This is a genomic window from Gordonia sp. 'Campus' (genome assembly GCF_022206305.1).
Classification (GTDB): Bacteria; Actinomycetota; Actinomycetes; order Mycobacteriales; family Mycobacteriaceae; genus Gordonia.
The window spans coordinates 266,148-290,717 of sequence record NZ_JAKOIW010000003.1 but is presented as its reverse complement, the minus strand read 5'-3'; the positions used below and the strand labels follow the sequence as shown (position 1 = coordinate 290,717).

General features: G+C 68.8%; 19 protein-coding genes. 11 read left to right on the top strand and 8 right to left on the bottom strand.

The annotated features are described in order from the left end of the window. The 4 genes from MAY35_RS05050 to MAY35_RS05035 all read right to left on the bottom strand — a co-directional run bounded on the left by MAY35_RS05050 (nt 1) and on the right by MAY35_RS05035 (nt 4,427). Entirely contained in the window at nt 1-1,434 is a 1,434-nt protein-coding gene (locus MAY35_RS05050) for a GuaB1 family IMP dehydrogenase-related protein (RefSeq protein ID WP_238419715.1), read from the bottom strand. 16 nt (nt 1,435-1,450) lie between these two features. Then, nucleotides 1,451-2,908, bottom strand: a complete 1,458-nt coding sequence (gndA, locus tag MAY35_RS05045) for an NADP-dependent phosphogluconate dehydrogenase (RefSeq protein WP_238419713.1) — start codon at nt 2,906-2,908, stop codon at nt 1,451-1,453. A 124-nt stretch (nt 2,909-3,032) separates the two neighbouring features. Further along, nucleotides 3,033-3,986 (bottom strand): M56 family metallopeptidase, encoded by a 954-nt coding sequence (locus MAY35_RS05040; protein WP_238419711.1) that lies wholly within the window; start codon nt 3,984-3,986, stop codon nt 3,033-3,035. 42 nt (nt 3,987-4,028) lie between these two features. Next, nucleotides 4,029-4,427: a BlaI/MecI/CopY family transcriptional regulator gene (locus MAY35_RS05035; RefSeq protein ID WP_238419709.1), complete on the bottom strand. Its 399-nt coding sequence runs from the start codon at nt 4,425-4,427 to the stop codon at nt 4,029-4,031. Between the two features lie 332 nt (nt 4,428-4,759). On the opposite strand from MAY35_RS05035, the gene MAY35_RS05030 reads away from it, so the two are divergent. The 7 genes from MAY35_RS05030 (at nt 4,760) to MAY35_RS05000 (ending at nt 10,010) form a co-directional block, all read left to right on the top strand. After that, nucleotides 4,760-5,182 carry a PaaI family thioesterase gene (locus MAY35_RS05030; RefSeq protein WP_238419707.1) on the top strand — a complete coding sequence of 141 codons (423 nt, stop codon included), beginning with the start codon at nt 4,760-4,762 and terminating at the stop codon, nt 5,180-5,182. Nucleotides 5,183-5,355: 173 nt separating this feature from the next. Next, complete coding sequence (locus tag MAY35_RS05025; RefSeq protein WP_238419706.1) at nt 5,356-5,658, top strand: urease subunit gamma; 303 nt, start codon at nt 5,356-5,358, stop codon at nt 5,656-5,658. Between the two features lie 89 nt (nt 5,659-5,747). Continuing rightward, nucleotides 5,748-6,170: an urease subunit beta gene (locus tag MAY35_RS05020; protein WP_238419705.1), complete on the top strand. Its 423-nt coding sequence runs from the start codon at nt 5,748-5,750 to the stop codon at nt 6,168-6,170. Between the two features lies 1 nt (nt 6,171). Beyond that, on the top strand, nt 6,172-7,890 hold the full coding sequence (locus MAY35_RS05015; protein ID WP_238419703.1) for an urease subunit alpha: 1,719 nt from the start codon (nt 6,172-6,174) through the stop codon (nt 7,888-7,890). Further along, a complete protein-coding gene (locus MAY35_RS05010) occupies nt 7,890-8,555 on the top strand; it encodes an urease accessory protein UreF (protein WP_238419702.1) in 666 nt (221 codons plus the stop codon). Before MAY35_RS05015 ends, MAY35_RS05010 begins: the two co-directional genes overlap by 1 nt. A 40-nt stretch (nt 8,556-8,595) precedes the next feature. Next, nucleotides 8,596-9,282: an urease accessory protein UreG gene (ureG, locus tag MAY35_RS05005; protein ID WP_238419700.1), complete on the top strand. Its 687-nt coding sequence runs from the start codon at nt 8,596-8,598 to the stop codon at nt 9,280-9,282. Nucleotides 9,283-9,284: 2 nt separating this feature from the next. After that, complete coding sequence (locus tag MAY35_RS05000; RefSeq protein ID WP_238419811.1) at nt 9,285-10,010, top strand: urease accessory protein UreD; 726 nt, start codon at nt 9,285-9,287, stop codon at nt 10,008-10,010. Between the two features lie 31 nt (nt 10,011-10,041). On the opposite strand, the gene MAY35_RS04995 is transcribed toward MAY35_RS05000, so the two are convergent. Together MAY35_RS04995 and MAY35_RS04990 are read right to left on the bottom strand one after the other, a co-directional pair. Continuing rightward, a complete protein-coding gene (locus tag MAY35_RS04995) occupies nt 10,042-11,559 on the bottom strand; it encodes an NAD(P)/FAD-dependent oxidoreductase (protein ID WP_238419699.1) in 1,518 nt (505 codons plus the stop codon). A gap of 171 nt (nt 11,560-11,730) precedes the next feature. Next, entirely contained in the window at nt 11,731-12,336 is a 606-nt protein-coding gene (locus MAY35_RS04990) for a GNAT family N-acetyltransferase (RefSeq protein WP_238419697.1), read from the bottom strand. A gap of 183 nt (nt 12,337-12,519) precedes the next feature. On the opposite strand from MAY35_RS04990, the gene MAY35_RS04985 reads away from it, so the two are divergent. The 4 genes from MAY35_RS04985 to recD all read left to right on the top strand — a co-directional run bounded on the left by MAY35_RS04985 (nt 12,520) and on the right by recD (nt 21,856). Further along, on the top strand, nt 12,520-13,005 hold the full coding sequence (locus MAY35_RS04985; RefSeq protein ID WP_238419810.1) for a thioesterase family protein: 486 nt from the start codon (nt 12,520-12,522) through the stop codon (nt 13,003-13,005). Between the two features lie 72 nt (nt 13,006-13,077). Next, nucleotides 13,078-16,536, top strand: coding sequence for an exodeoxyribonuclease V subunit gamma (gene recC / locus MAY35_RS04980; protein WP_238419695.1), 3,459 nt, complete (start codon nt 13,078-13,080; stop codon nt 16,534-16,536). Next, nucleotides 16,533-19,958 carry a UvrD-helicase domain-containing protein gene (locus tag MAY35_RS04975; RefSeq protein ID WP_238419692.1) on the top strand — a complete coding sequence of 1,142 codons (3,426 nt, stop codon included), beginning with the start codon at nt 16,533-16,535 and terminating at the stop codon, nt 19,956-19,958. Before recC ends, MAY35_RS04975 begins: the two co-directional genes overlap by 4 nt. Next, nucleotides 19,955-21,856, top strand: coding sequence for an exodeoxyribonuclease V subunit alpha (gene recD / locus MAY35_RS04970; RefSeq protein ID WP_238419691.1), 1,902 nt, complete (start codon nt 19,955-19,957; stop codon nt 21,854-21,856). Before MAY35_RS04975 ends, recD begins: the two co-directional genes overlap by 4 nt. A 151-nt stretch (nt 21,857-22,007) precedes the next feature. On the opposite strand, the gene MAY35_RS04965 is transcribed toward recD, so the two are convergent. Both MAY35_RS04965 and MAY35_RS04960 read right to left on the bottom strand, forming a co-directional pair. Further along, nucleotides 22,008-23,270, bottom strand: coding sequence for an HNH endonuclease signature motif containing protein (locus MAY35_RS04965; protein WP_238419690.1), 1,263 nt, complete (start codon nt 23,268-23,270; stop codon nt 22,008-22,010). Nucleotides 23,271-23,792: 522 nt separating this feature from the next. Continuing rightward, entirely contained in the window at nt 23,793-24,548 is a 756-nt protein-coding gene (locus tag MAY35_RS04960) for a PIG-L family deacetylase (protein WP_238419689.1), read from the bottom strand. Nucleotides 24,549-24,570: the final 22 nt, after the last annotated feature.

The following is a 24,570-nucleotide window of genomic DNA, read 5'->3' as shown; positions in this document are numbered from 1 at the left end:
TCACCACCCGCCCGGCAGGGGCCGTCCTTCGGCGAAACCGGCGGGCGACTGGATGCCCAGCACCACCTTGTCGTGCAGTTCCCGGAGATTCCGTGCGCCGGTGTAGGTCGCCGTGCTGCGGACTCCCGCGCAGATGTGGTCGATGAGGTCCTCGACTCCGGGACGCTCGGGGTCGAGTCGGATCCGCGACGTCGAGATGCCTTCTTCGAACAGGCTCTTGCGGGCGCGATCGTAGGTGCTGTCGCCGCTCGATCGCGCCGCGACGGCCCGCTTCGATGCCATCCCGAAGCTCACCTTGTACGGACCCTGCGCGTCCTCGAGAAGGTCGCCGGGTGATTCGTGCGTACCGGCGAACCACGAGCCGACCATGACGTTCGATGCCCCGGCGGCCAGCGCCAGTGCGACGTCGCGGGGGTGCCTGACACCGCCGTCCGCCCACACCGAAGCGCCGTGTCCGGCTGCGACGGCAGCACATTCGGCGACGGCGGAGAACTGGGGCCGGCCGACCCCCGTCATCATCCGGGTCGTGCACATCGCACCCGGCCCGACACCGACCTTGACGATCGACGCCCCGGCGGCGATGAGGTCGAGGGTGCCCTCGGCCGACACCACGTTGCCTGCGGCGAGCGGAACGCCCAGGTCGGCGCCGGCGATCGCCGACAGCGCGGTCAGCATCTTCTCCTGGTGGCCGTGCGCGGTGTCGATGACGAGCAGGTCGGCGCCGGCCGCCACGAGTGCGCGGGCCTTGCCGACCACGTCGCCGTTGATGCCGACGGCCGCGGCGATGCGCAATGCGCCGGCGGCGTCGACGTTCGGGGTGTAGATCGCGTGACGCAGAGCGCCGACCCGGTTGAGGACGCCGGCGAGAGTGCCGTCCGGTTCGACCAGAACCGCGAGGTCGAGGTGCAGGTCGCCGAGGGCGTCGAAGACCTCGCGGGGTGGCGTGTCGACCGGGAACGTGACGAAGTCGGGGTCGGCGATCTCGCGCACCCGCGCGAAACGGTCGACGTCCCGGCAGCGCTTCTCGGTGACGACTCCCACCGGGCGGCCGTCCTCCACGACGACCGCCACCCCGTGCGAGCGCTTCGGGATCAGCGCCGTCGCATCGGTCACCGAATGGCCCGGGTCGAGGGTGACGGGTGTGTCCGCCACCAGATGCCGCGACTTCACGTAGGCGATCGACGCGGCAGCCGCCTCGATGGGCAGATCCTGCGGGAGGACCACGAGCCCACCGCGACGGGCCACCGTCTCGGCCATGCGCTTGCCGGCGACCGCGGTCATGTTCGCGACGACCAGCGGGATCGTCGTCCCGCTGCCGTCGGACGTCGACAGGTCCACGTCGAATCGCGAGCTGACGTCCGACCGTCCCGGGACGATGAACAGATCGTCGTAGGTCAGGTCGTGGGTCGGCCGATGGCCTTCGATGAAACGCACTGGGGTTCGTCGACTCCTATTCGGTCACTTCGGAGCGGTCGCCGCTCCACAGCGTGTGGAACGTGCCTTCCTTGTCGACGCGCTGGTAGGTGTGCGCGCCGAAGTAGTCGCGCAGGCCCTGGGTCAGTGCGGCCGGCAGGCGCTCGGCCCGCAGACCGTCGTAGTACGACAGCGACGACGCGAACGCCGGAACGGGGATACCGAGAAGCGTCGCGGTCGAAACCACCCGGCGCCAGCTGTCGATACCGACCTCGACGGCTTCGCGGAAGTACGGCGCGAGCAACAGGCTCGGCAGGGCGGGATCGTCGTGGTACGCCTCACGGATGCGGTTGAGGAACTGCGCCCGGATGATGCAACCGCCGCGCCAGATCGTCGCGAGTGCCCCGCGGTCGACGTCCCAGCCGTATTCGGCGCTGCCGGCCGCGATCTGGTCGAAACCCTGTGCGTAGGCGACGACCTTCGAGGCGTACAGCGCGGACTTGATGTCCTCGACGAAGCTGTCCCGGTCGGCCGGTGCCGCACCGAGGTTGCCCGACGACAGACCGCGAGCGGCGGCCCGCTGGTCGGTGGCGCTCGACAGTGCGCGGGCGAAGACTGCCTCGGCGATTCCGGTGGTCGGGATGCCCAGGTCGAGGGCGGACTTCACGGTCCAGCGGCCGGTGCCCTTCTGGCCCGCGGCGTCGACGATGACGTCGACGAGGGGCTTGCCGGTCTCGGCGTCGACCTGGCTGAGAACCTCCGCGGTGATCTCGATGAGGTAGCTCTCGAGTTCGGTGCTGTTCCATGCGCGGAAGACGTCGGCGATCTCGGCGACGGGCATGTCGAGCGCCTTGCGCATGAGGTCGTAGGCCTCGCCGATGAGCTGCATGTCGGCGTACTCGATGCCGTTGTGCACCATCTTCACGAAGTGGCCGCTGCCGTCGGGGCCGATGTGGGTGCAGCACGGCTCACCGTCGACCTGTGCGGCGATCGACTCGAGGAGCGGCCCGAGCGATTCGTAGGACTCGACGGGGCCACCGGGCATGATCGACGGGCCGTTGAGCGCGCCCTCTTCGCCGCCGGAGATGCCGGCACCGACGAAGTTCAGTCCTCGCGCCGACATCGCAGCCTCGCGGCGGATGGTGTCGGTGTAGAGCGCGTTGCCGCCGTCGATGATGATGTCGCCGGGCTCCATCGCGTCGGCGAGTTCTTCGATCACGGCGTCGGTCGGGTCGCCGGCCTTGACCATGATGAGCACTCGGCGCGGACGTTCGAGGGCCTCGACGAACTCCGCCACGGTCTCGGTGCGGATGAAGTCACCGTCGTTTCCGTGGTTTTCGAGCAGTGCGTCGGTCTTGGCGATGCTCCGGTTGTGCAACGCGACCGTGTACCCGTGGCGGGCGAAGTTGCGTGCGATGTTCGAACCCATGACGGCCAGGCCGGTGACACCGATCTGGGCCTTCGCGGAAGGTGACGATGAGTCGACGTTGTTCATGCCGACAGCCTATTGCCTCTGTGCCCAGTCCGGTGAGCTGCCTCCGGTGTGACCCAGTCGGGTCAGGGGAGCAGGACCGGGGTGGCTGCGATCCCGGGCGACGTAACGGGGATACCGGCCCGCGTCAGAATGCCGTCATGAGGCGGTTGAGCTCGGTGAGCCACGGAATGGCCACCGCGAGCGTCGGGAGCACGAGGATCGCCGCGGCCGCGATGTAGGCGCCTGCCGCGAGCAACCGGGAGGGACGGTCATCACGCAGCCGGTGGACCCGGGTGAGGGTGGTGGGACCACCGACAGCCATGGCGCCACGCGGCGCGACGGCGTCGGCACAGGCCACGAGAGCGCGGCCGAGCGTGGTCGGAGTGGTGGCGCGCACCGCCTGGTCGTCGGCGAGTGCCTCGACGAGGAGTTCGGCAGCCCCGAGCGCCGAACTGCTGCGCACGAATCGCGGGAAGGCCTCGTGCAGCGCGATGAACGCCTCGAGGACGAGGTCGTGCCGGGCGCGCAGGTGGGCGCGTTCGTGTGCGATCACCGCGACGAGCTCGTCACGGGTCAGGCGGTGGACCACGCCTTCGCTGACCACGACGCGCTGACGAAGACCCGGCAGGCAGTAGGCGAGGGGTTGCTCGACGTCGATCATGCGGACGTCGCGGGCGTAGAGCGGATCGCTCACGTCGTCGGTTCGGTCGCAGCGGTCGAGGATGTCGATGAGCTGGCGGTGGGCCTTGCGGCGGGCGCGGGTACGGAGTCCGACGCGGATCACGGTGAAGAACAGCCGCGCGCCGACGAGCAACGTGAGGACGAAGACGCCGACACACAGCAGCCAGAGCGGAAGCCCGAGGCGCTCGATCTCACGCAGCGGGTGCGTCATCGGCGTGCCATCAGGGCCGATCACGAGAAGATTGGCCGCGATCGCCAGGCCACAGCTGAACGCCGAGAGGACGGCGGCCAGCGCGATGGCCTGCCACAGCGTCATCGCCGCACGTGGTGCCCGGATCGGCCACCGTGCCCGGGACAATGCCTCGGGTACTGGGCCGGCGAGCACCAGGCTGACGATGCCGAAGAGCAAGGCGGTCATCTGGTGATTTCCTAAAAGTGGGCTGCTGGGGGTTCCGCGAATCTAGCTGGTGTCGCCCGTTCCGCGGGCGGCTTCGAGCTCATCGAGGGCGTGGCGCAGTGCCGCTGCTTCGTCGGCGCCGACTCGACCGACGAACGACACGAGCGCCGCGTGACGTGAACCCGGTGCATCGGCCTCGCTCAGTGCGTCCACCATCAGGCTCGCCACGAGGTCTTCGCGGGGGTGGGTCGGGACGTACTTGTGCGCTCGGTCGTCGCGGATCTGCGTCACGAGATTCTTCTTCGCCAGCCGCTGCAACACGGTCATGACGGTGGTGTAGGCGAGGGAACGGTCACGCGACAGGTCGGCATGTACCTGCCGCACCGTCTGGGGGGCAGAGCTCTCCCACAACGAGTCCATCACAGCGCGTTCGAGGTCGCCCAGGCCATTCATCTTTCGCATTTTACTGCTCTGCCTCCGATAGTGGGTCCGCTGGATACCCAGTTGTTGCTCACATGCGTGCCGTACACCGCGTCCGAGGGGGAACACGCCTCTGACGTGGACATTCCCGCGCCGCTTGACACGTTGGTAAGGCTAGCCTACATTAAGTGTCACGTCGGACCGCGTGAGAGTCCTGAGGGCTGCAGAGACCCCCGGTCCACGGCACGGAAGGCCCCGCATCTCCCAGAGGTGCGGGGCCTTCCGGTATGTACGGACAGACAACGCGCGCCGCGTCATCGGTGTTCCCCGGACCGCCGTCGCGACCGACGGGGGCGCATGCCACTGTGGACGGCATGGCAGCGAACAGTGCGGACGAGATCCTCCAGGGTTCATTCGGCAAGGGACTCGACGGCGTCCTGGGCCTCCAGGTCGTCGAAGCGGGACCCGACAAGATGGTCGCCACGATGGAGATCACGCCGAGTCATCACCAGCCGTTCGGCATCGTGCACGGCGGTGTGTATTGCGCGATCGGCGAGAGCATCGCCAGCATGAGCGCCTACCTGTGGCTGCAGGACACGGGTATCGGCGGCACTGCGGTCGGGGTGAACAACAACACCGACTTCATCCGGTCCGTCGGGGCGGGCACCGTGACCGCGACCTCGACGCCGATCCATCGCGGCCGTCGTCAGCAGCTCTGGGCCGTCGACATGGTCGACCAGGACGGCACCCTGCTCGCCAAGACACAGGTGCGGCTGCAGAACATCGAGATCAAGTGAGGACGCGACACCTCGACGGAGTCGTGCAGGCGACAGAGGGCTCGCCGGTCGGTGTGGCAGCGCCGCGAACTGCTCGTCGCGCCGTCGCGATGGTGGCATGGCAGGATGACATCCACTGACCGGCCGGGAATCGGAATCGACCGCCGGCCGACCACATCTCGAGGAGCGTCTCGGTGCGATTGTCGCCGCATGAACAGGAACGGCTGCTGATTTCGTATGCGGCCGAACTCGCCCGGCGGCGGCAGGCTCGCGGTGTGTTGCTGAACCATCCCGAGGCGATCGCGGTGATCACCGATCACGTGCTCGAAGGCGCCCGCGACGGTCGGTCGGTCGCCGAGCTCATGACCTCGGGACGTGAGGTCCTCCGCCGCGCGGACGTGATGGACGGCGTACCGGAGATGTTGCACGACGTCCAGGTGGAGGCGACGTTCCCCGACGGCACCAAACTGGTGACCGTCCACGACCCGATCGCCTAGACCGCCGGCGACGCCCGATCGATGCGGCCAGCGAGCCGGCTCACGACCGCGCCGCCCACCATGACCGCCCTCCCGTAGAGAGGACCGACATGTCGGCCACCCACTCGTCCGGTTCCGGATCGACACTCGTCCCGGGTGAGATCATCGCCGCCGAAGGCGCGATCGAGCTCAACGCCGGTGCCCCGGTCGTCGAGGTCACCGTCGTGAACTCCGGCGACCGTCCCGTCCAGGTGGGCAGTCACGTCCACTTCCCACAATCGAACCCGGCGCTGGAGTTCGACCGGGCGCTCGCACACGGCCGCCGGCTCGACATCCCCGCGGGCACCGCCGTGCGGTTCGAGCCGGGAATCGAGATGACCGTCGCGCTGGTACCCCTCGGCGGAACCCGTGAGGTGTACGGGATCTCGCTGGATCCACCGGGGCAGTGTGGTCCGGTTCGAGGTGGTCCGGTACGAGGCGGTCCGGTTCAGGGTGCTCCGGAGCAGGCGCCCGACTCTGACGAGAGCGAGTGACATGGCGATCCTGGGACGCGACCGTTACGCCCAACTGTTCGGACCGACGACCGGAGATCTGATCCGACTCGCCGACACCGATCTGCTCATCGAGGTCACCGACGACCTGTCGGGCGGTCCGGGACGCGCGGGGGAGGAGGCGGTCTTCGGCGGCGGCAAGGTCATCCGTGAGTCGATGGGACAGAGTCGGGCGACTCGCGCCGACGGTGCTCCCGACACCGTCATCACCGGTGTCGTGATCCTCGACCACTGGGGAATCATCAAGGCAGACTTGGGCATTCGAGACGGTCGAATCGTCGCGATGGGGAAGGCGGGCAACCCCGACACCATGGACGGGGTGCACCCCGATCTGGTGATCGGGCCGTCGACGGAGATCATCGCCGGCAACGGCAAGATCGTCACGGCCGGTGCCGTCGACTGTCACGTGCACTTCATCTGTCCCCAGATCATGGACGAGGCGCTGGGCAACGGGGTCACGACGGTGGTCGGTGGCGGCACGGGCCCGGCCGAGGGCAGCAAGGCCACGACGGTCACGCCCGGCGCCTGGCACCTCGCGTCGATCCTCGCCGCGACCGATCACTGGCCGATGAACATCGCGCTGCTCGGCAAGGGCAACACGGTCAGCGCCGAGTCGATGCACGAGCAGATCCGCGCCGGCGCTTCAGGTTTCAAACTGCATGAGGACTGGGGGAGCACACCCGCGGCCATCGACGCCTGCCTGCGCGTCGCGGACGAGACGGGCGTCCAGGTCGCGTTGCACTCGGACACGCTGAACGAGGCGGGATTCGTGGAGACCACCCTCGGCGCCATCGCGGGCCGGGGGATCCATGCCTACCACACCGAAGGCGCCGGCGGCGGCCACGCACCCGACATCATCACCGTGGCGGCATACCCGAATGTCCTTCCGTCGTCGACCAATCCGACCCGTCCGCACACGGTCAACACCCTCGACGAACACCTCGACATGCTGATGGTGTGCCACCACCTCAATCCCACGGTCCCCGAGGATCTGGCCTTCGCGGAAAGTCGGATCCGGCCGTCGACGATCGCCGCCGAGGATCTCCTGCACGATCTGGGTGCCATCTCGATGATCGGCTCCGACTCGCAGGCGATGGGCCGGATCGGCGAAGTCGTGTTGCGCACCTGGCAGACCGCGCACGTGATGAAGCGCAAGCGGGGATCGCTGCCCGGTGACGGCCGCGCCGACAACCAGCGCGCACGCCGATATGTCGCCAAGTACACGATCTGTCCGGCACGGGCGCACGGATTCGACGACGAGATCGGATCGGTCGAGATCGGCAAGCTCGCCGACCTCGTGCTCTGGGATCCCGCTTTCTTCGGGGTCCGACCGGACCTGGTGATCAAGGGTGGGGCCATCGCATGGGCCGCGATGGGCGACGCCAATGCGTCGATCCCGACGCCGCAACCGGTCTTCCCGCGGCCGATGTTCGGTGCCGCACCCAAACTCGCGGCCGCGACCTCGGTCAGCTTCGTGGCCCCCGGTGCCGACGCCGACCTCGCCGACCGGATCGGCGTCGACCGCCGGCTGGTGCCGGTGAAGAACACCCGCTCGGTGGGCAAGGCCGACATGGTGAACAACGACGCCTGCCCGACCATCGAGGTCGACCCCGACACCTTCACGGTGACGGTCGACGGCGAGGTGTGGGAGTCCGAACCGGTGGCGGAACTGCCCATGGCTCAACGGTATTTCCTGTTCTGATGGAAGGCCCGAACACGTCTGTGGCGCTGCACGCCCCGCTGGCCATGATGCTCGCCCTGGCGGATTCACGCCTGCCCGTCGGCGGTCACGTCCATTCCGGCGGCGTCGAACAGGCCATCGCGGACGGATTCGTCCGCAGTACAAGAGATCTCGCCGACTTCCTGTACCGGCGCGTCACCACCGGGGCACTGGTCGCCGCCTCGGTGGCGGCCGCGGTCGCCGACGGCGCACTCGACGTGGGCACGGCGCAACGTGAGACCGACGCGCGCACTCCGTCGGCCGCGGCGCGCAAGGCGTCGCTGGCGCAGGGGCGGGGAATGCTGCGTCTGGCCCGGCGGATGTGGCCCGACACCGACTGGTCCGCACACCGTCCGACCACACATCTACCGGTCATCAGCGGTTCGATCGGTGCGGCGTCGTCCCTGTCGGGTTTCCACACCGCTCTGGTCCTGGTCTACACCGCGATGAGCGGCTCGGCGACCGCCGGGCAGCGGTTGCTCGCACTCGACCCCGCCGACGTCTCCATCATGATCGCCGAGCTCGGCGCGGAATGTGAACGCGTCGCGGCCCAGGCCGCGGTGGGGCTGGCCGACCTGTCCGATCCCGTGCTCGACATCTTCGCCGAACGTCATGAGCGGCAATCGATGCCGCTCTTCATGTCCTGATCCGACGCTTCTCCACGCGTCCCGACCCAGAGGAGACCCCATGCCCCCGCATCTCATCGACGGGCAGCCCCACACCCACGATCACGACCGCCCGCGCCGGCGCAGGGAGCCGGGGGAGGCGCTCCGCATCGGGGTCGGCGGACCGGTGGGGTCCGGCAAGACGGCGCTCGTGGCCGCGCTGTGTCGTCAACTGCGGGACGAGTTGTCGGTCGCCGTGCTGACCAACGACATCTACACCACCGAGGACGCGGACTTCCTGCGCCGCAACGCGGTTCTGCCCGACGAGCGGATCACCGCCGTGCAGACCGGCGGCTGCCCGCACACCGCGATCCGCGACGACATCACCGCGAATCTCGATGCCATCGACGACCTAGTCGAGGCCAACCCGCCACTTGACCTGATCCTCGTGGAGTCGGGTGGCGACAATCTGACGGCCACCTTCTCGACCGGTCTCATCGACGTGCAGATCTTCGTCATCGACGTCGCCGGGGGCGACAAGGTGCCGCGGAAGGGTGGTCCGGGCGTCACGTTCTCCGATTTGTTGGTCATCAACAAGATCGATCTCGCCGAACGCGTCAATGCCGACCTCGACGTCATGCGGCGCGATGCTGCGAAGGCCCGCGACGACCGGCCGACCGCCTTGATCTCGCTGACCGACGATCCGGCGGCGACCGACGTGCTCGCCTGGGTTCGCGCCCAGTTGGCGGCGCCCGTTCCGGCGGGATGACCTTGCGCACCGAGGTCGACATCGTCGCGACCGCTGATCGCGGCGTCCGCCACCGGGCGTCGGGCGGCCTCGGGGTCCGGGTCGTCGGCCCAGGTCATGTCCAGTTGATCGGCACCGCGGCGACCCCGCTCGGCGGCGACGAGATCGTCGTGCGGGTGCGGGTCGAGACCGGTGCGCACCTGAGCGTCGGCAGTGTGGCCGCCACCATCGCGTTGCCGGCGCGAGGTCGTACCGATTCGGTGATGAGGTGGGACATCGAGGTCGCCGAGGGCGGTCATCTACGGCTCGACACGCAGCCGACCGTGGTGGCCGGCGGCGCGAGCCACGATTCCGACATCGTCGTGCGGATGGGGGCCGACGCCACGCTCGACCTGCACGAACACGTTCAGATAGGACGGGCGACGACGATGTCGGCCGCCACGGTCGACCGTGACCGGACCGGCACCTGGACCGGGGGATTACGGGTGGAGGTGGGCGGCGACATCGTGCTGGCCCACCGCGTCGCCCTCGGCGCCGGGACACCGGCCGGCGCGATCGGGCATCGAGCCATGAGCAGCGTGTTCCGCTACCCGGATCGTCGACCGGACGCGGTGCACCCCACCGAGTTCGCGGCCCGCCTCAGCCTTGTCGGCGGTGCGAGCCTGACCAACGCCCTGGGTGCGTCGGTCGCGGCGACCCGACGTCTGGTCGACGCCCACGAACTCGACGCACTCGCCGCCGTGCGATAGGCCCGGCGGGACCTGTCGCACGGCCGCCGCGTCAGCTGGCCTCGGCCTCGGAGTCCTTGCCGTCGGCGTCCTTGCCCTCGGTCGGCACCGAACCGGTCGTCTCCGCGGCCGTCGATTCCGAGTCCACCGTCCCGGCATCGGTCTTCGCCGGCTCCGAGTCCGACGGGGTGCCGGCCTTCTCGAGCGCGGAGAGCTGCCCGATGGCCGTTCGCGCGTAGACCTGCTGCTCGGTGACGGCGAGTTGCGAGCGACCGCGGGTGGTGAACGCGAAGAACCAGTTGATGAGCGTGTTCAACCGGTTGCGGAAGCCCACGAGGTACACCAGGTGCAGCGCGAGCCAGCCGAGCCAGGCGAAGTAACCTTCGGTCTCGAACGTCTTCTTGATACCGGGGATCGGCACCTGCATCACCGCGGAGTACCGCGAGATGGTCGCCATCGAGCCCTTGTCGTAATAGCTGAACGGTTTGCGCTGGTCGGGGGTCTGCCCCTTCAGCTCGGCCTTGATGGCATCAGCCGCGTAACGGCCACCCTGGATGGCGCCCTGGGCGACACCGGGGACACCGTCGACGGCCATCATGTCGCCGACCACGAACACCTCGGGGTGACCGGGGATCGTGAGGTCGGGGAGCACCTTCACCCGTCCGGCGCGATCGAGTTCGACACCCGACTGTTCGGCGAGCTGCCGGCCGAGTGGGCTGGCCTGCACGCCGGCCGACCAGACCTTGCACTGCGATTCGATGCGCCGGGTGGTGCCGTCCTTCTCCTTGACGACGAGCCCGTCGTAGTCGACGTCGACGACCATCGCGTTCAGCTGGATCTCCACGCCCATCCGCTCGAGCCGGGCGGCCGCCTTGGCCCCGAGCTTCGGGCCGAAGGGGGGCAGCACCGCGGGCGCGGCGTCGAGCAGGATGACCCGCGCCTCGGTGGGATCGATGTTGCGGAACGCGCCCTTGAGGGTCTTGTCGCTCATCTCGGCGATCTGACCGGCCAGCTCGACGCCGGTCGGTCCGGCTCCGACGACAACGAAGGTGAGTAGTTTGGCACGCTCGGCCGGGTCGTGCGACAGCTCGGCCTGTTCGAAGGCACCGAGGATGCGTCCGCGGAGTTCGAGCGCGTGGTCGATGGTCTTCATGCCGGGCGCGTACTCGGCGAAGTGGTCGTTGCCGAAGTAGGACTGGTCGGCACCGGCCGCCACGATCAGGTCGTCGTACGGCGTGACGGTGACGCGTTCGAGGAGCTGCGAGGTCACCGTCTTCGCGGTGAGATCGATCTCGGTCACGTCACCCATCAGCACGGCGGTGTTCTTCTGCTTGCGCAGCACCACGCGGGTTGCCGGGGCGATCTCACCTTCGGCGACGATGCCGGTCGCGACCTGGTAGAGCATCGGCTGGAAGAGGTGATGGGTGGTCTTGGCGATCAGCGTGACATCGACGTCGGCCTTCGCCAGGCGCTGGGCGGCGAACAATCCGCCGAAGCCGGAACCGATGATGACCACTTTCCTGCGGGTGGTGGCCGCTACAGCGGGGGCCTGGGCGGCGGGGCTGCTCATCTCCAGACATCTCCTTCTCGCTCGATGGACGACGATCTTGCGGACAACTCGACCGGGGGTGTCGAGCGCCACCCGGCGCAACCGCGTGGCGACGGAGCCGGAGCAAGACCGTGCACACCGTCAACGGTAGTCAATGATGATCGGGCTGGCGCGTCCAGAGGGGTGTTGCGTTCACGCGGACAGATCGCCCGCCGACGACCAGCGCAGGGACCGCTCCTGCCAGTCGGCACGCAGGATCTCGTACTCCACCTCGGACCGGTCCCGATCCGGATGGATGGCGAGCAGCTCGGCGGAGTCGGCCGCGTCGTCGCAGAGGTGAATCGCGGAGAGCGTCATGCCGAGCTTCTCCATCACGCGCCTCGACGGCGCGTTGCGGGCGACGGTGCCGGCGAAGACCCGGTCGGTGCTCAGGTGGTCGAAAGCGAAGGCGATCATCGCGAAAGCGGCCTCGGTGGCGAGTCCCCGACCCCAGACCGTGCGGCGCAGCCGGTAACTCAGCTCGAGTTCGGCGCGAGTGCTGTGTCGTGGGGTGCGCAGGGAGACCCACCCGAGAAATGCGGTCGTCGCGGGATCGCACAGCACCCAGGTGCCCGTCCCGTACATCCGTCGTTCGGTCTCGGCGCGGGGAACCACCCAGTCCTCGATGACGGCGCGCGGGGTGGGAGCGCCACCGCTCACGAAACGCATGACCTCGGGATCGCTGTCCAGGTGAACGAGCTCGTCGACGTCGACGAACGACACCGGGCGGAGTCGGGCCCTCGCCGTGTCGATGTTCACCCGAACCCCTCACCGCGGCCGCCGCACGGCCGCACACCACTGTCCACCTCGGATTCCTGCCCCGGCGAGAGTCTACGACCTGATCGGCGACGCGTGCCGCAGTTCAGGGCACGCGTGTCTCGCACTAAGATCTCGCCCGTGGACCTCGACCCCGCTTCCCCTGCCTCGACCTCGGCCGCCGCGATGGCCGCCGGCGCATCCTCTACCGACGGAGCCGGCGATGGTCCCGGCTACTCCCTGGACGTGCCGGTGTCGTTGCGCTGGGGCGACATGGACATCAACAACCACATCAACAACGTGCAGATCTCGCGCCTGTTCGAGGAGAGCCGGGTCCGCTCGTTCCTGGAGTGGATGCCCGGACGTCCACGCAACTTCTCCTTCCTGGTCGCGCGCCAGGACATCGAGTTCTCCGCACCCGTCTACTACTCGGTCGATCCCGTCCACATCCGGACGTGCATCGGACGTGTCGGCCGGTCCTCGTTCGTCATGGTGCTGCGCCTGTTCGATCAGTCGGGCACGCTGTGCGCGACCGCCGAGACGACGATGGTGGTGGTCGACCCGGACACCGGTCGTCCGTCGCCGATCCCCGACGACGCACGGGCGCTGCTGACCGCCCGCCTCGGCGAACCCGCCCGATTCCACGCCCCGCGAGCGCACGTCGCCGGCTGACGACGCCGAGCCGAACCCGCCGTGTTGATCCTGCCGCCGTGTTGATCTGGCCGCCGTGTTGATCCTGCCGCCGTGTTGATCCTGCACAGGGCCGAACGCACCGACACCCTTGCCGATGCCCTGGCCGACGTGCTGTCGAGTCCCCTGCGCGACCCGATGCGGGCCGAGATCGTGTCGGTACCGGTCGCCGGGGTGGAACGGTGGCTGGCCCAGCATCTCGCCCGCCGACTCGGATCGGGGACCACCGGATCCGACGGCGTCGCCGCCAACATCGACTTCACGGGTCCGGGACGTCTGGCCGACGCCATCGGCGCCGCGGTGATCAACGGCACCCGTCTGGAGACCGCGGCCCGGCTGTCCGCCTCGGAACCGTGGCGGGCCGCCGAACTCACGTGGCCGGTTCTTCGTGTTCTCGACGACCGGATCGACGACCCCGAACTCGACGTCATCGCCCGTCACATCGGCGCCGGAGACGCCGAATCGCCCCGGATCGGCCGGCGTTACGCCACCGCCCGTCACATCGCCGAGTTGTTCGAGCACTACGGGCGGTCGCGGCCGTCGATGATCGCGGACTGGGCGGAGGGCGCCGATCTCGACGGGGCGGGAGGCCGTCTACGCGACGACCTGATGTGGCAACCGGGATTCTGGCGCGCGGTCCGCGACGAGATCGGCCGGCCACATCCGGCGGAGACCCTGGACGAGGTGTGTGACCGGTTGCGCGCGGACGCGTCGGCGGGGGGACTCCCGGAGCGGTTGTCGGTCTTCGGCCCCACCCGGATCACCGAGTCGTTCCGGCGGATCATGAGCGCAGCGGGTGTCCACCACGACGTCCACCTGTTCGTCCCGCATCCGAGTCCGCAGCTGTGGGGGAAGATCGGCCGGTGGGAGGACGTCGCCGGGGTCGCCGCCGACGCGGAACGGGTGGCGGTCCCGCCGCGTCGCCGTGAGCGGTCCCTGCCCGAGCTCGGAAACCCGTTGCTGGCGGGTCTGTCCCGAGATCTGCAAGAACTGCAGTTGCGTCTCGAACCCATCGTCGAGCGCGACCTGCACCATCCACCGCGTGACGCCCCACGGGCAACGACTCTGCTCGGCGCGGTCCAGTCGGACATCCGGAACGACACGACCGGCGACACCGCAGGCGCGGCGACCTCGTCCCGCGTGCGCGCCGACGACTCGGTCGAGGTGCACGCCTGCCACGGTCCCGAACGGCAGATCGAGGTGCTGCGGGACCGGCTGCTGCATCTGTTCGCGGCCGACCCGACCCTGCAGCCGCGTGATGTCCTGATCATGTGTCCCGACGTCGAGACCTTCGCGCCGCTGATCCGCGGGGCGTTCGGCCAGGCCGGACTTCCTCATCCGGCCTTCGACCTGCGTGTCCGGCTCGCCGATCGAGGGATACGACACGTCAATCCGATCGTCGATGTCATCGTGGGCGTCGTCGAACTGGCCGCCGGTCGGGTCACCGCGGGCGATGTCGTCGACCTGCTCGGCAGCCCGCCGGTCCGGGCCCGCTTCGCGATGACCGACGACGATCTCGACCTGGTTCGGGAATGGTTGTCGCACAGCCATGTCCGCTGGGGTCTCGATGCGGTGCAACGAGCGAGGTACGGGCTGGAGCGGTTCCGGCAGGGCACGTTCGACGCCGGCCTGGACCGCATCGCCCTGGGGGTGGTGGCCGAGGAGGCCGATGACGAATGGCTCGGTACGGCTCTGCCGTTGGCGGGCGTCGAGAGCACCGGCATAGATCTCGTCGGGCGCTTCGACGAGTTCCTCGCCCGGCTCGGACACGTGCTGACCGAGTTGGGCACGCCCGCGACCGCCCAGCGTTGGGCGCAGACGCTCGTCGACGCCGTGACCTCGCTCACCGACACCGAGCCCGCGGAGGACTGGCAGCGCGCACAGGCCATCCGGATGCTGAGCGAAGCGTTCGGCGACAGCACATCCGGCGGCTCGGACGAGATCCTACGTCTGGCCGACGTCCGAGATCTGTTGTCGGCGCTGGTCGCCGGACGTCCCACACGGTCGAACTTCCGCACCGGCGAGCTCACCGTCTGCACCATGGTGCCCATGCGGTCGGTGCCGCACCGGGTGATCGTGCTGCTCGGCATCGATGCCGACGTCTTCCCACGCGTACAGCGGATCGACGGTGACGACGTGCTCGGGGTCGATCCGCTGATCGGCGAACGCAATCCGCGGGACGAGGACCGACAGTGTTTCCTCGACGCCATCTGCGCCGCCCGGGACGCGCTGCTCGTCTTCTACAGCGGCGCCGACCCGGTGTCGGGCCGCCGCGTGCCCCCGGCGGTGGTGGTGAGTGAACTGGTCGACACCCTCACACGACTCGCCGGCACGAGTCCCGTACGCCGACACACCTTGCACGGGTTCGACTCCCGCAACTTCGTGCCCGGCGGAGTCGCAGGTGTCGAGGGTCCGTTCAGCCACGACGCGGCGCTGCTCGAGGGGGCGAAGAGCATGCGGGAACCGTCGGGAGGTGTCGTGGTCGCCGCGCGCGAGACGCTGCCCGCACCCGAGCGCACCTCCGACACCGAGGACATCGACCTGGCCGCTCTCGTGGACTTCCACGTCGACCCGATCACCGCCTTCGTGCGTCAGCGACTCGGCGCACGTATCCCCGACGACGACACCCCGCACGCCGACCAGCTCGACGTCGAACTCGATCCGCTGGACAAGTGGGGGATCGGGGATCGTTTCCTGTCGCGGATGCTGACCGGCGTGCCCATCGCCGACTGCGAAGCAGCCGAACTCCGGCGCGGCACCCTGCCGCCGTTCGCCTTCGGCACGCGCGAGCTCAGGGCGATCTCCCGGGCGGTCACACGTCTGCACGGCGTCGTCGAACCGCTGCGGTCCGGTGCACCGGCGACCCTCGACGTCCTCGTCCGGTTGCCCGACGGCCGGCGGCTCCACGGGACGGTGGGCGAGGTGTTCGGCGAGCCGGATGGTCCAGCGGCGGTCGTACGCGCCACCTATTCGCGGCTCAAGGCCAAACAGCAACTGAGCGGCTGGATCACGCTGTTGTCGGTGGCTGCCGCGGCAGCGCAGGGCAATGACACGGCGGGCCGTGTTCAGACGGCGGTGCTCGTCGGACGCGCCGCACGCGGTGGCGGAACCCACACCATCACCCTCCGACGTCCCGACGATCCGGTCTCCCTGCTGAACGATTTGGTGCGACTCCGGGACGAGGGGTTGCGTCGACCGCTGCCCCTGCCGCTCGAGCCCGCGTGCGCCTTCGTCGAGAACGACGGCCCGGGCCGTCGGAGCAAGTTCGCACTCATGAACGCGCGCAAAGTGTTCGACGACAAGTTCGGCCCCCGCCACGACCGATACGTCCGGCTCGCATTCGGCGGAGACGTGCTCGCCGACGTCGAGTTCGACGCCCTGCTGGCCCGCCGCGGCCTCGCAGAGAACCCCTGCGGCGGCGTCGAATTGCCGATGGGCGAGGACGATCCGCTGTTCGCCGGTCTGGCACGCGCCGTGTGGACACCACTCAACGCGCACCGGGAGGGCACATGACGGGCCCCGCCACCTTCGACATCACTGCCGATCTGCCCGAGCACACCACCGTGCTGGAGGCGAGCGCGGGCACCGGCAAGACCTACGCGATCGTCGGGCTCGCGGCACGGCACATCGCCGAGGGCGTACCGATCTCGCAGATGCTGCTCGTCACGTTCAGCCGGGCGGCATCCGCGGAACTGCGTGAGCGCATGCGCGAACGCGTACGCGAGCTGCTCGACGCGCTGGAGTCCCTCCAGCCCGGCGACACTGCTGATCGCCCCCTGGCGGCCGTCGGGGACTCCGACGACCCGCTGCTCCGGATGCTGGCGAGCGGCTCCGCCGACGACATCGCCACCCGCCGCCGCAATCTCGCACGCGCACTGAGCGACTTCGACGCCTCGACGATCGCCACCACGCACACCTTCTGCAATCGGATGCTGGAGGCGCTCGGGTTCCTGGGCGAGCGCGAACTCGTGTACTCGATCGTCGAGGAGGTCGACGATCTCACCGAAGAGGTGGCACTCGACCTCTACCTTCGGGGCTTCTGGTCCACCGACACACCCGATTTCGGCTTCGCCGAGGCGCGGGAGATCGCCCGCGATGCCGTGCGGCAGGCATCGGTGGACCTCGCACCCGACGAGAACGACCTCGCGGACGGTGCGAACCCAGACGCCGTGGCCGCCCGCCGGGTCAGTTTCGCCACCGCCGTGCGACGGATCGTCGAGACGCGGAAACGTGATGCGCGCGTGCGCACCTACGACGACCTGCAGGCGATCCTGCACCGGATCGTGACGGACCCGGTGGTGGGCGAGCGGGCCTGCGCCCGCATCCGCAGCACGTTCTCGGTGGTGCTGGTCGACGAGTTCCAGGACACCGATCCCTTGCAGTGGGAGATTCTCCGTCGGTGCTTCCACGGTCATCGCCGGCTGATCCTCGTCGGCGACCCGAAGCAGTCGATCTACGGCTTCCGAGGCGCGGAGGTACTCAGCTACCTCGCCGCTGTGTCCTCCGCGGACACCCTGCAGGCGCTCGACGTCAACCGACGATCCGACGGTGCCCTCGTCGACGCTCTGGGGCACCTGTACGGCCATGCGGCACTGGGCCATCCGGACATCGTGGTGCACCCGGTGACCGCGTCCGCCGCCGGGAGCAGGCTCGAGAACGGGTCCCCACTGCGCATCCGGGCATTCCTGCGCGGCGACTTCGCGTCTCTGAACTCCTACAATCTGCCGTCGGTGAAGGAGGTCCGGGCACGGATCGCGACCGACGTCGCCGACGACATCGCCCACACCCTCGCGCAGGGCGCGCGCATCGAGGTGGACGGGGTGGCGCGCCCGGTGGATCCCGGTGACATCGCGATCCTGGTGCGGCTCAACAGCACGATCGAGCCCCTGCAGCGGGAGCTCGCCGAGCGTGGCGTCAACTCGGTGATCGGGTCCGGGGTCAACGTGTTCTCCACCACGGCCGCCCATCACTGGCTGTGGGTGTTGCGGGCCGTCGAGCAGCCCTCGCGCTCCGACCGCGTTCGTCTCGCCGCACTCACGACGTTGCTCGGGTGGTCGACGGAGCGGGTGGCGACCGCGACCGAACCCGACGTCGCCGGTCTCGGCGCCGAACTGTCCGCGCTGGGCCGGGTTTTCGTGCAGGGCGGGTTCGCGGCAATGGCGCAACGGCTCCTCGACACCCACGACGTCGCGGCCCGGGTGCTGGCGACCGAGAACGGCGAACGCGTCCTCACTGACCTGTTGCAGGTCTCTGCGCTGTGCAACAAGCACGTCGTGGAGAGCTCCGACGGACTCGGTGCGTTGGTCGAGTGGCTGAGCGAGCGGATCGCCGACACCTCGGCCCGGCAGCGCTACGTGGACCAGAGCCGCCGGCTCGATCGCGACACCCAGGCCGTGCAGATCATGACCGTCCACGCGAGCAAAGGCCTGCAGTTCCCGATCGTGTACGTGCCCTACGGCTGGGACGGCACGTGGATCGGCGACCGCGGCAACATCACCTACCACGACGAGTCGGGAAAGCGTCGGCTCGATGTGGGCGGGGGACAGGCACCCGGGCGCGCAGCCCGTCGCAGGCGCTACGCCGAAGAGACCGCCGGGGAGGACCTGCGCCTGCTCTACGTCGCTCTCACCCGAGCACGATCGCAGGTGGTCGCATGGTGGGCGCCGTCGATGAACACCGCCAGCGGACCCGTGCACCGCTTGATCTTCGGTCGGGACAACGCCGTCGAGACACCGCGCGCGGACGGCGAAGTCGTGTGGTCGGTCGGGTCGGATGTGCCGATTCCCGAAGACGACTCCGCCTGTGTGACCGTCCTGCGCACGCTGACCGATCGCGATTCACTCATCTCGGTCGAGCCTGCCGGCCGCATCGAGTCCGCCGGGCCGGTGCCGCGCCCCGACCCGGGTCCGGATCCCGCGACCCTGGGCGTCGCCGACTTCCGGCGCAATATCGATCAGGAGTGGCGGCGCACGTCGTATTCGGCGATCGTCGCCGACGTGGCGCACGGGGCGCCCGGTACGCCCGCCGAGTCGGTCGTGACCACCGGGAGCGAGCCGGCCGAGGACGTCCTGTCCGACGAACCGGCCGGGATCCCCGATGCGGTCGGAGACGTGACCGGAGAGGACGGCGTCCGTGAGGGGACACCGTCACTCATGAACGGTCTTCCCTACGGAGCCGCGTTCGGCACCCTCGTCCACGAGGTCCTCGAATACGTCGACACCTCGGCCCCGGACATCGAAGTCCATGTGCGCGAGCTGTGTTCGGACGCGATCGGCTCACTCGCGGCCGACGTCGATCCCGGCACCCTGGTCAACGCGCTCGTCGGCGTGCTCACCACCCCGCTGGGGTTCGGCGACCTCTGGGGCGTCGACCCGGGTGACCGGCTCGCCGAACTCGACTTCGAGCTGCCGCTCGGCCCGGCCGAGCCGCACGACACGGAGCCGGCGGCCGGTGCGACACCGGGCCTGCTCGCCGACCTCATGGACGAGCATCTGGCTCCCGAGGATTCGTTGCGGGAGTATTCCGGGCACCTTCGGGAGCTTCCGGACCGCCGGTTGCGCGGGTTTCTCACCGGGAGCATCGACTCGGTGTTGCGCACACCCGAGGGTCGCTATGTGATCGTCGACTACAAGACCAACCGCATCCGGCCGGGCGACCTGGTCGTCGAGGACTTCGACGCCGCTGCGATGGCGGGTGAGATGATCTCCGCCCACTATCCGCTGCAGGCGATGCTGTATTCGGTTGCGCTGCATCGTTATCTGCGGTGGCGAGTGCCAGACTACGACCCGGTTCGTCATCTCGGCCCGGTCCAGTACCACTTCGTCCGCGGGATGGCCGGGCCGGACACGCCGGCTGGATGCGGCGTGTTCGAGTGGGCATTGCCCGCGTCACTGGTGACGGCGCTGTCCGACGCGCTGGCGACAGGAGCCCGATGAGCATTTCCGACGACCAACGAGTGCAACGGGCGAGCGGCGTCCTGGCGGACTGGAACGAGGCGGGCGTGCTCGCTGCCGCCGACGTCCACATCACCGAACGCCTCGTGGGTATGTGCGCCGAACCGGTGTCGGACACCGCGCGTCTGGGCGCCGCCCTGGCGGTCCGCGCCGTCCGCCTCGGCTCCACCTGTCTCGCCCTGGACCGACTCGACGAGCTCGCCGGCGACGACACAGCGCATCTGACGATCCCGGCCCCTGTCGTCCTTCTCGGCGAACTGCTCGAGAGTCCGCTGGTCGCCGGAAGCGATGCGGGTCCGCTACGTCCGCTGGTGGTTCGCGATTCGGTCGACGGGCCACTCGTCTACCTGCAGAAGTACTTTCGGCAGGAGCAGATGATCCGGGACACCCTGGCCCGGCGCGCGCTGACGGCGCCGACGGTCGACCCCGATGCCCTGCGCATCGCGATCGCCACCGTGTACACCTCACCCGAGGACGGACATCTGCAGAAGCTGGCCGCCGCGGTCGCCGCGACCCGCTGGACCACGGTGCTCGCGGGCGGACCCGGTACGGGTAAGACCTACACCGTCGCACGCATTCTCGCGGTACTCGACGCACTGCAGGGTCCCGGTCTCCGGATCGGGTTGTGTGCGCCCACGGGCCGAGCGGCGGCCCAGTTGCAGGCCTCGGTGGAGGCGGAGTCGACCCAGTCGGGTTCCGACCTGCCGGTCACCGCGCACGCGGTCACCCTGCACTCGCTGCTCGGCTGGCGCCCGGGAGCCAATCCACGGTACGGCCGGGGTCGGACGCTTCCTCACGATGTCATCGTCGTCGACGAGACATCGATGCTGTCGATGACAGCGATGAGCAGGCTGCTCGACGCCGTCCGTCCCGATGCGCGCGTCATCTTCGTCGGTGACCCCCATCAGCTGGCGTCGGTGGAGGCGGGTGCGGTCCTCGCCGACCTCGTCGAACGGACGGATGTCGCCGGGGTTCAGGCGGATCCGGGAACCCCGGCGGTATCCAAGGCCGCTCTTGATGCGGTGGGTACGCCCGACCACGAACTGGGGCCGGAGGAGGCGGGTCAGCTCGCCGACGGCGTCATCACCCTGCGCAGGCAATTCCGATTCGGCGGCGGCATCTCGCGCGTCGCCGCGGCGGTCAACTCGGGCGATGCCGACGAGGTCCTGAGACTCGTCGCAGCAGAGGACGTTCCGAACGTCGAACTCGTGGCGCCCGACGACCTCGACGAGATACGCGCCGACCTCGTCGAGTGGGGTCGGACGCTTCGCGCGGCGGCCCGCCGTGGCGATGCGTCAGCCGCCCTCGACGCCCTCGACGCTCACCGGGTGCTGTGCGCGCATCGTGAGGGCACGTGGGGTGTGCGCGGCTGGTCGGCACGGATCACCGACTGGCTGGGCACGACGGCTGCCGAGCACGCCGGATGGTATGCGGGACAACCGATCCTGGTGACCGCCAATGACCGTCAGACATCGACGTTCAACGGTGACACGGGGGTCGTGATCGCCGACCCCGAGGGCCGGTCCGCTCGCGGACAGGGCGTCGGTCGAGATGCCGTGCGGGTGGCTTTCCGGCGTGGAGGAGCCGTGCGCCTGCTGCATCCGACCCAGCTCGCCGACGTCGTGTCGGTCCACGCGATGACGATCCATCGCAGCCAGGGCAGCCAGTTCGATCAGGTGACCGTGGTCCTGCCGCCCACCGGATCGGAACTGCTCACACGCGAGTTGCTGTACACCGCGATCACCCGTGCCCGCGAGCACGTGCGGATCGTCGGCACGCCGGAGGTGCTGGCTGCCGCGGTCAACCGTCGCGTGCAGCGGGCCAGCGGTCTGCGATCGACGGTGATGCCCTTCGGCGGTCAGGGCACTCCGGCGACTTGAGGCGGAGGAGCGGCCCCGTCCTCGCACGATGCGACCGCGCGGGACAGAGTTGCGTCTGATTTCTCTATGGAGTTGGCAAGGTACGGATGCGGTCCCGGGGCGCCGGGTGCGGGAGGTGCTACGCGAAGTCGGCCTCAGGCGGGGTTGATTGTCAGGCGGCGTCGTCGAGTCGCATCGTGCGGCGGTTGTAAGCGGGTAGTGGTCGTCGGCGCGGGTCGATGGTGGCGGGTGGGACGAGCCAGGGATGCCGGTCGAAACCCATCACGATGTCCCAGCCGTGGTGGTGGACCTGGGTGTGGCAGCGTTGGCAGAGCAGGCAGCCGTTGTCGAGGTCGGTGGGACCGCCGTCGGCCCAATGGGATATGTGGTGGACCTGCGTGTGTGACGGTGCTGCACCGCATTTGATGCAGCAGCTGTCGCGGATGATGACGGCTTTACGGAGGTGGGCGGGGAACAAGCGCCGGGTCTGTCCCATCTGTAGCGGTACACCTTCGCCGTCGAGGATGATCTCGGTGAGCGAGCCGTCGCAGGACACCTCCTTGGCGGCAGCCTGTGTGACGGATCCCGTCCACGGCAGGCTGGCCGGATCGGAACCCGTCGCGGGAAGGGTCAGCAGCAGCTGAGTGCGTGGACTGCCGATGCTGTCGATGCTCGCTCCGAGTGCTGCTTGGTCGAGGATGAGTTCGAGGGCATCAGCGCGACGTTGCTCAGCGGTACGGCGATCGTCGGCACCGTCGGGTTCGGGTCGCGGGCAGGCCCGTTCGTCGATCATGGTGAGGAACTTTTCGCCGATGGTCTGTGTGAGGTCGGCGCGGATGTCGACGCGTCCGTCGTCGGTGGTGTGGGTGTTGACCGCGTTCAAGCCAGCGTCGTCGGCGGCGGGAATACTGGTGTCGGTGGCGTCGGCCAGGGTGTTGCCGATGGTGCGGGCGTGCTCGATTACTTGCGCCGGCGTCGCACCTGACAGTGCTTGGCCGAGCAGTTCGATCTCGTGTGAACTCTTGTCGTTGTCCGAAAGCTCTTCAGGACAGCGTGTCTCGATGTGGCGCATACCGCGGACGATGGCGTCGACGATCTCGGTGGACAGTCGTCCGTCGGCGGCGTGGCGGGCGAGAGTAGGTAGCGCTGGTAGGGCGTCGACGATGCGCATGATGCGGTGGGCGGCAGCGGGCGCGTAACCCATCTCGATCAACAGTTTCTTGGTGGTGCTGCCCGCCATCTGTGCGACGCGCAGTTCATCGAGTTGCGTTGTGTGCAGCGCGATCTGGTGATCGACGGCATTGCGAATCAACCGCAGCGTGTTCAGCGCATCGAATGTTGTTCGACCGCTGGGATCGTCGGCGGGCGGGGTGGTTTCGATGCGCTGATCGAGGAAGGTGGCGAGCTCGGGCATGACTCCACTGTACGGGAACATGTGTTCGAATGCCAGGGTTTTCCCCAACTCTTGATCGCGAAAATACAAGATACACAACGAATGTCGTTGACTGTGCGTTATTCGCTACCAGTGGTGAACACCCGTCACACCCGTATCGGATTCGCCAGAATGCGGCCTTGTTGTGTCAGTTCGGGGTTGCCGGACTTTGGTGTGGGGGCATGCCTTGACCAAGAAGGCTCAGTCCGTGAGCAGGCCACCGGGGCACACGGCCGGCGGCGTGAGCCACCAAGAGTCCCGATCGGCGGCTCGGCGAGGTCCGGTAGTGAACGCACTGCACGACAATAGAAGGCGTCTGCGATCAATAAGATCCTGTCGCACACTGCCGTTCTGATCCGGGACAGCGCTGAGACACCACTGGCGAACACTCTGCGTGCCCTGGCCACCCGGACCATCAACTCCAGCCCGTATCACCCACAGACCTGCGGCCTGATCGAGCGGTTCCGACGGACGCCCAGAGACGGCTGAACGCTCATCCGGTATCGGATCGACACGCCGACGCCCCTAGACCAGGTCGCAGCCACCGGGCACGAGGTCGCGACGCTGATAGCACTCGACGCCGAGGAGCTTCCTCTGCACATCGTCAGGCAGTGCCATGAAGCCGGAGATCGCGCGGCTGCGGTGGATCTCCGACCGGTGCGCGCGGACGGCCGCCTCTTTGCGCGCCGCCAGCCCGGACACGTCCACTACCAAGTCGATCTCGGATTCCGGGGTCCCCGGCAGCTGTTCACGGGGGATGTCGGCGAACAGGCTCTCGCCGAGCTCGTCCATCATCCACTCGGGGATGGTGGCGAAGTACAGCGACCGGACACGCCACGCGGGTCCGGCGCGGTGGTAGAGCTTCGTCGACGCGGCGGCGTCGGCAGCGGCGCACGCCAGCCGGTGGGCGTGCACATGATCGGGGTGCCCGTAGATGCCCAGCGGGTCGTAGGTGACGACGATGTCGGGCTGCAGAGCGCGGATGTGGTGGGTCAGAGCGCGCACCTGGTCGTCGAACGAGGCCGCGCAGAGTCGAGGCGCGTCGGGGGCCGATTCCGGGCGCCGGTCGTCGGCGTACCCGAGCATGATGGGAGGTCGTGGCATACCCAGGATGCCCACGGCTTCGGTCAGTTCCCGGTGCCGGACGGTGCCGTCGGCCCACGTGCACATGACGAGGTCGACCTCACCGCCGGCATCGGCATGACGTGCCATGAGTCCGCCGGTCCACAGAGATTCGTCGTCGGGGTGCGCGTGCACCAACAGCAGTCGCGGTGTGCCCATCCACCTGGCTTCCTGATCGTCC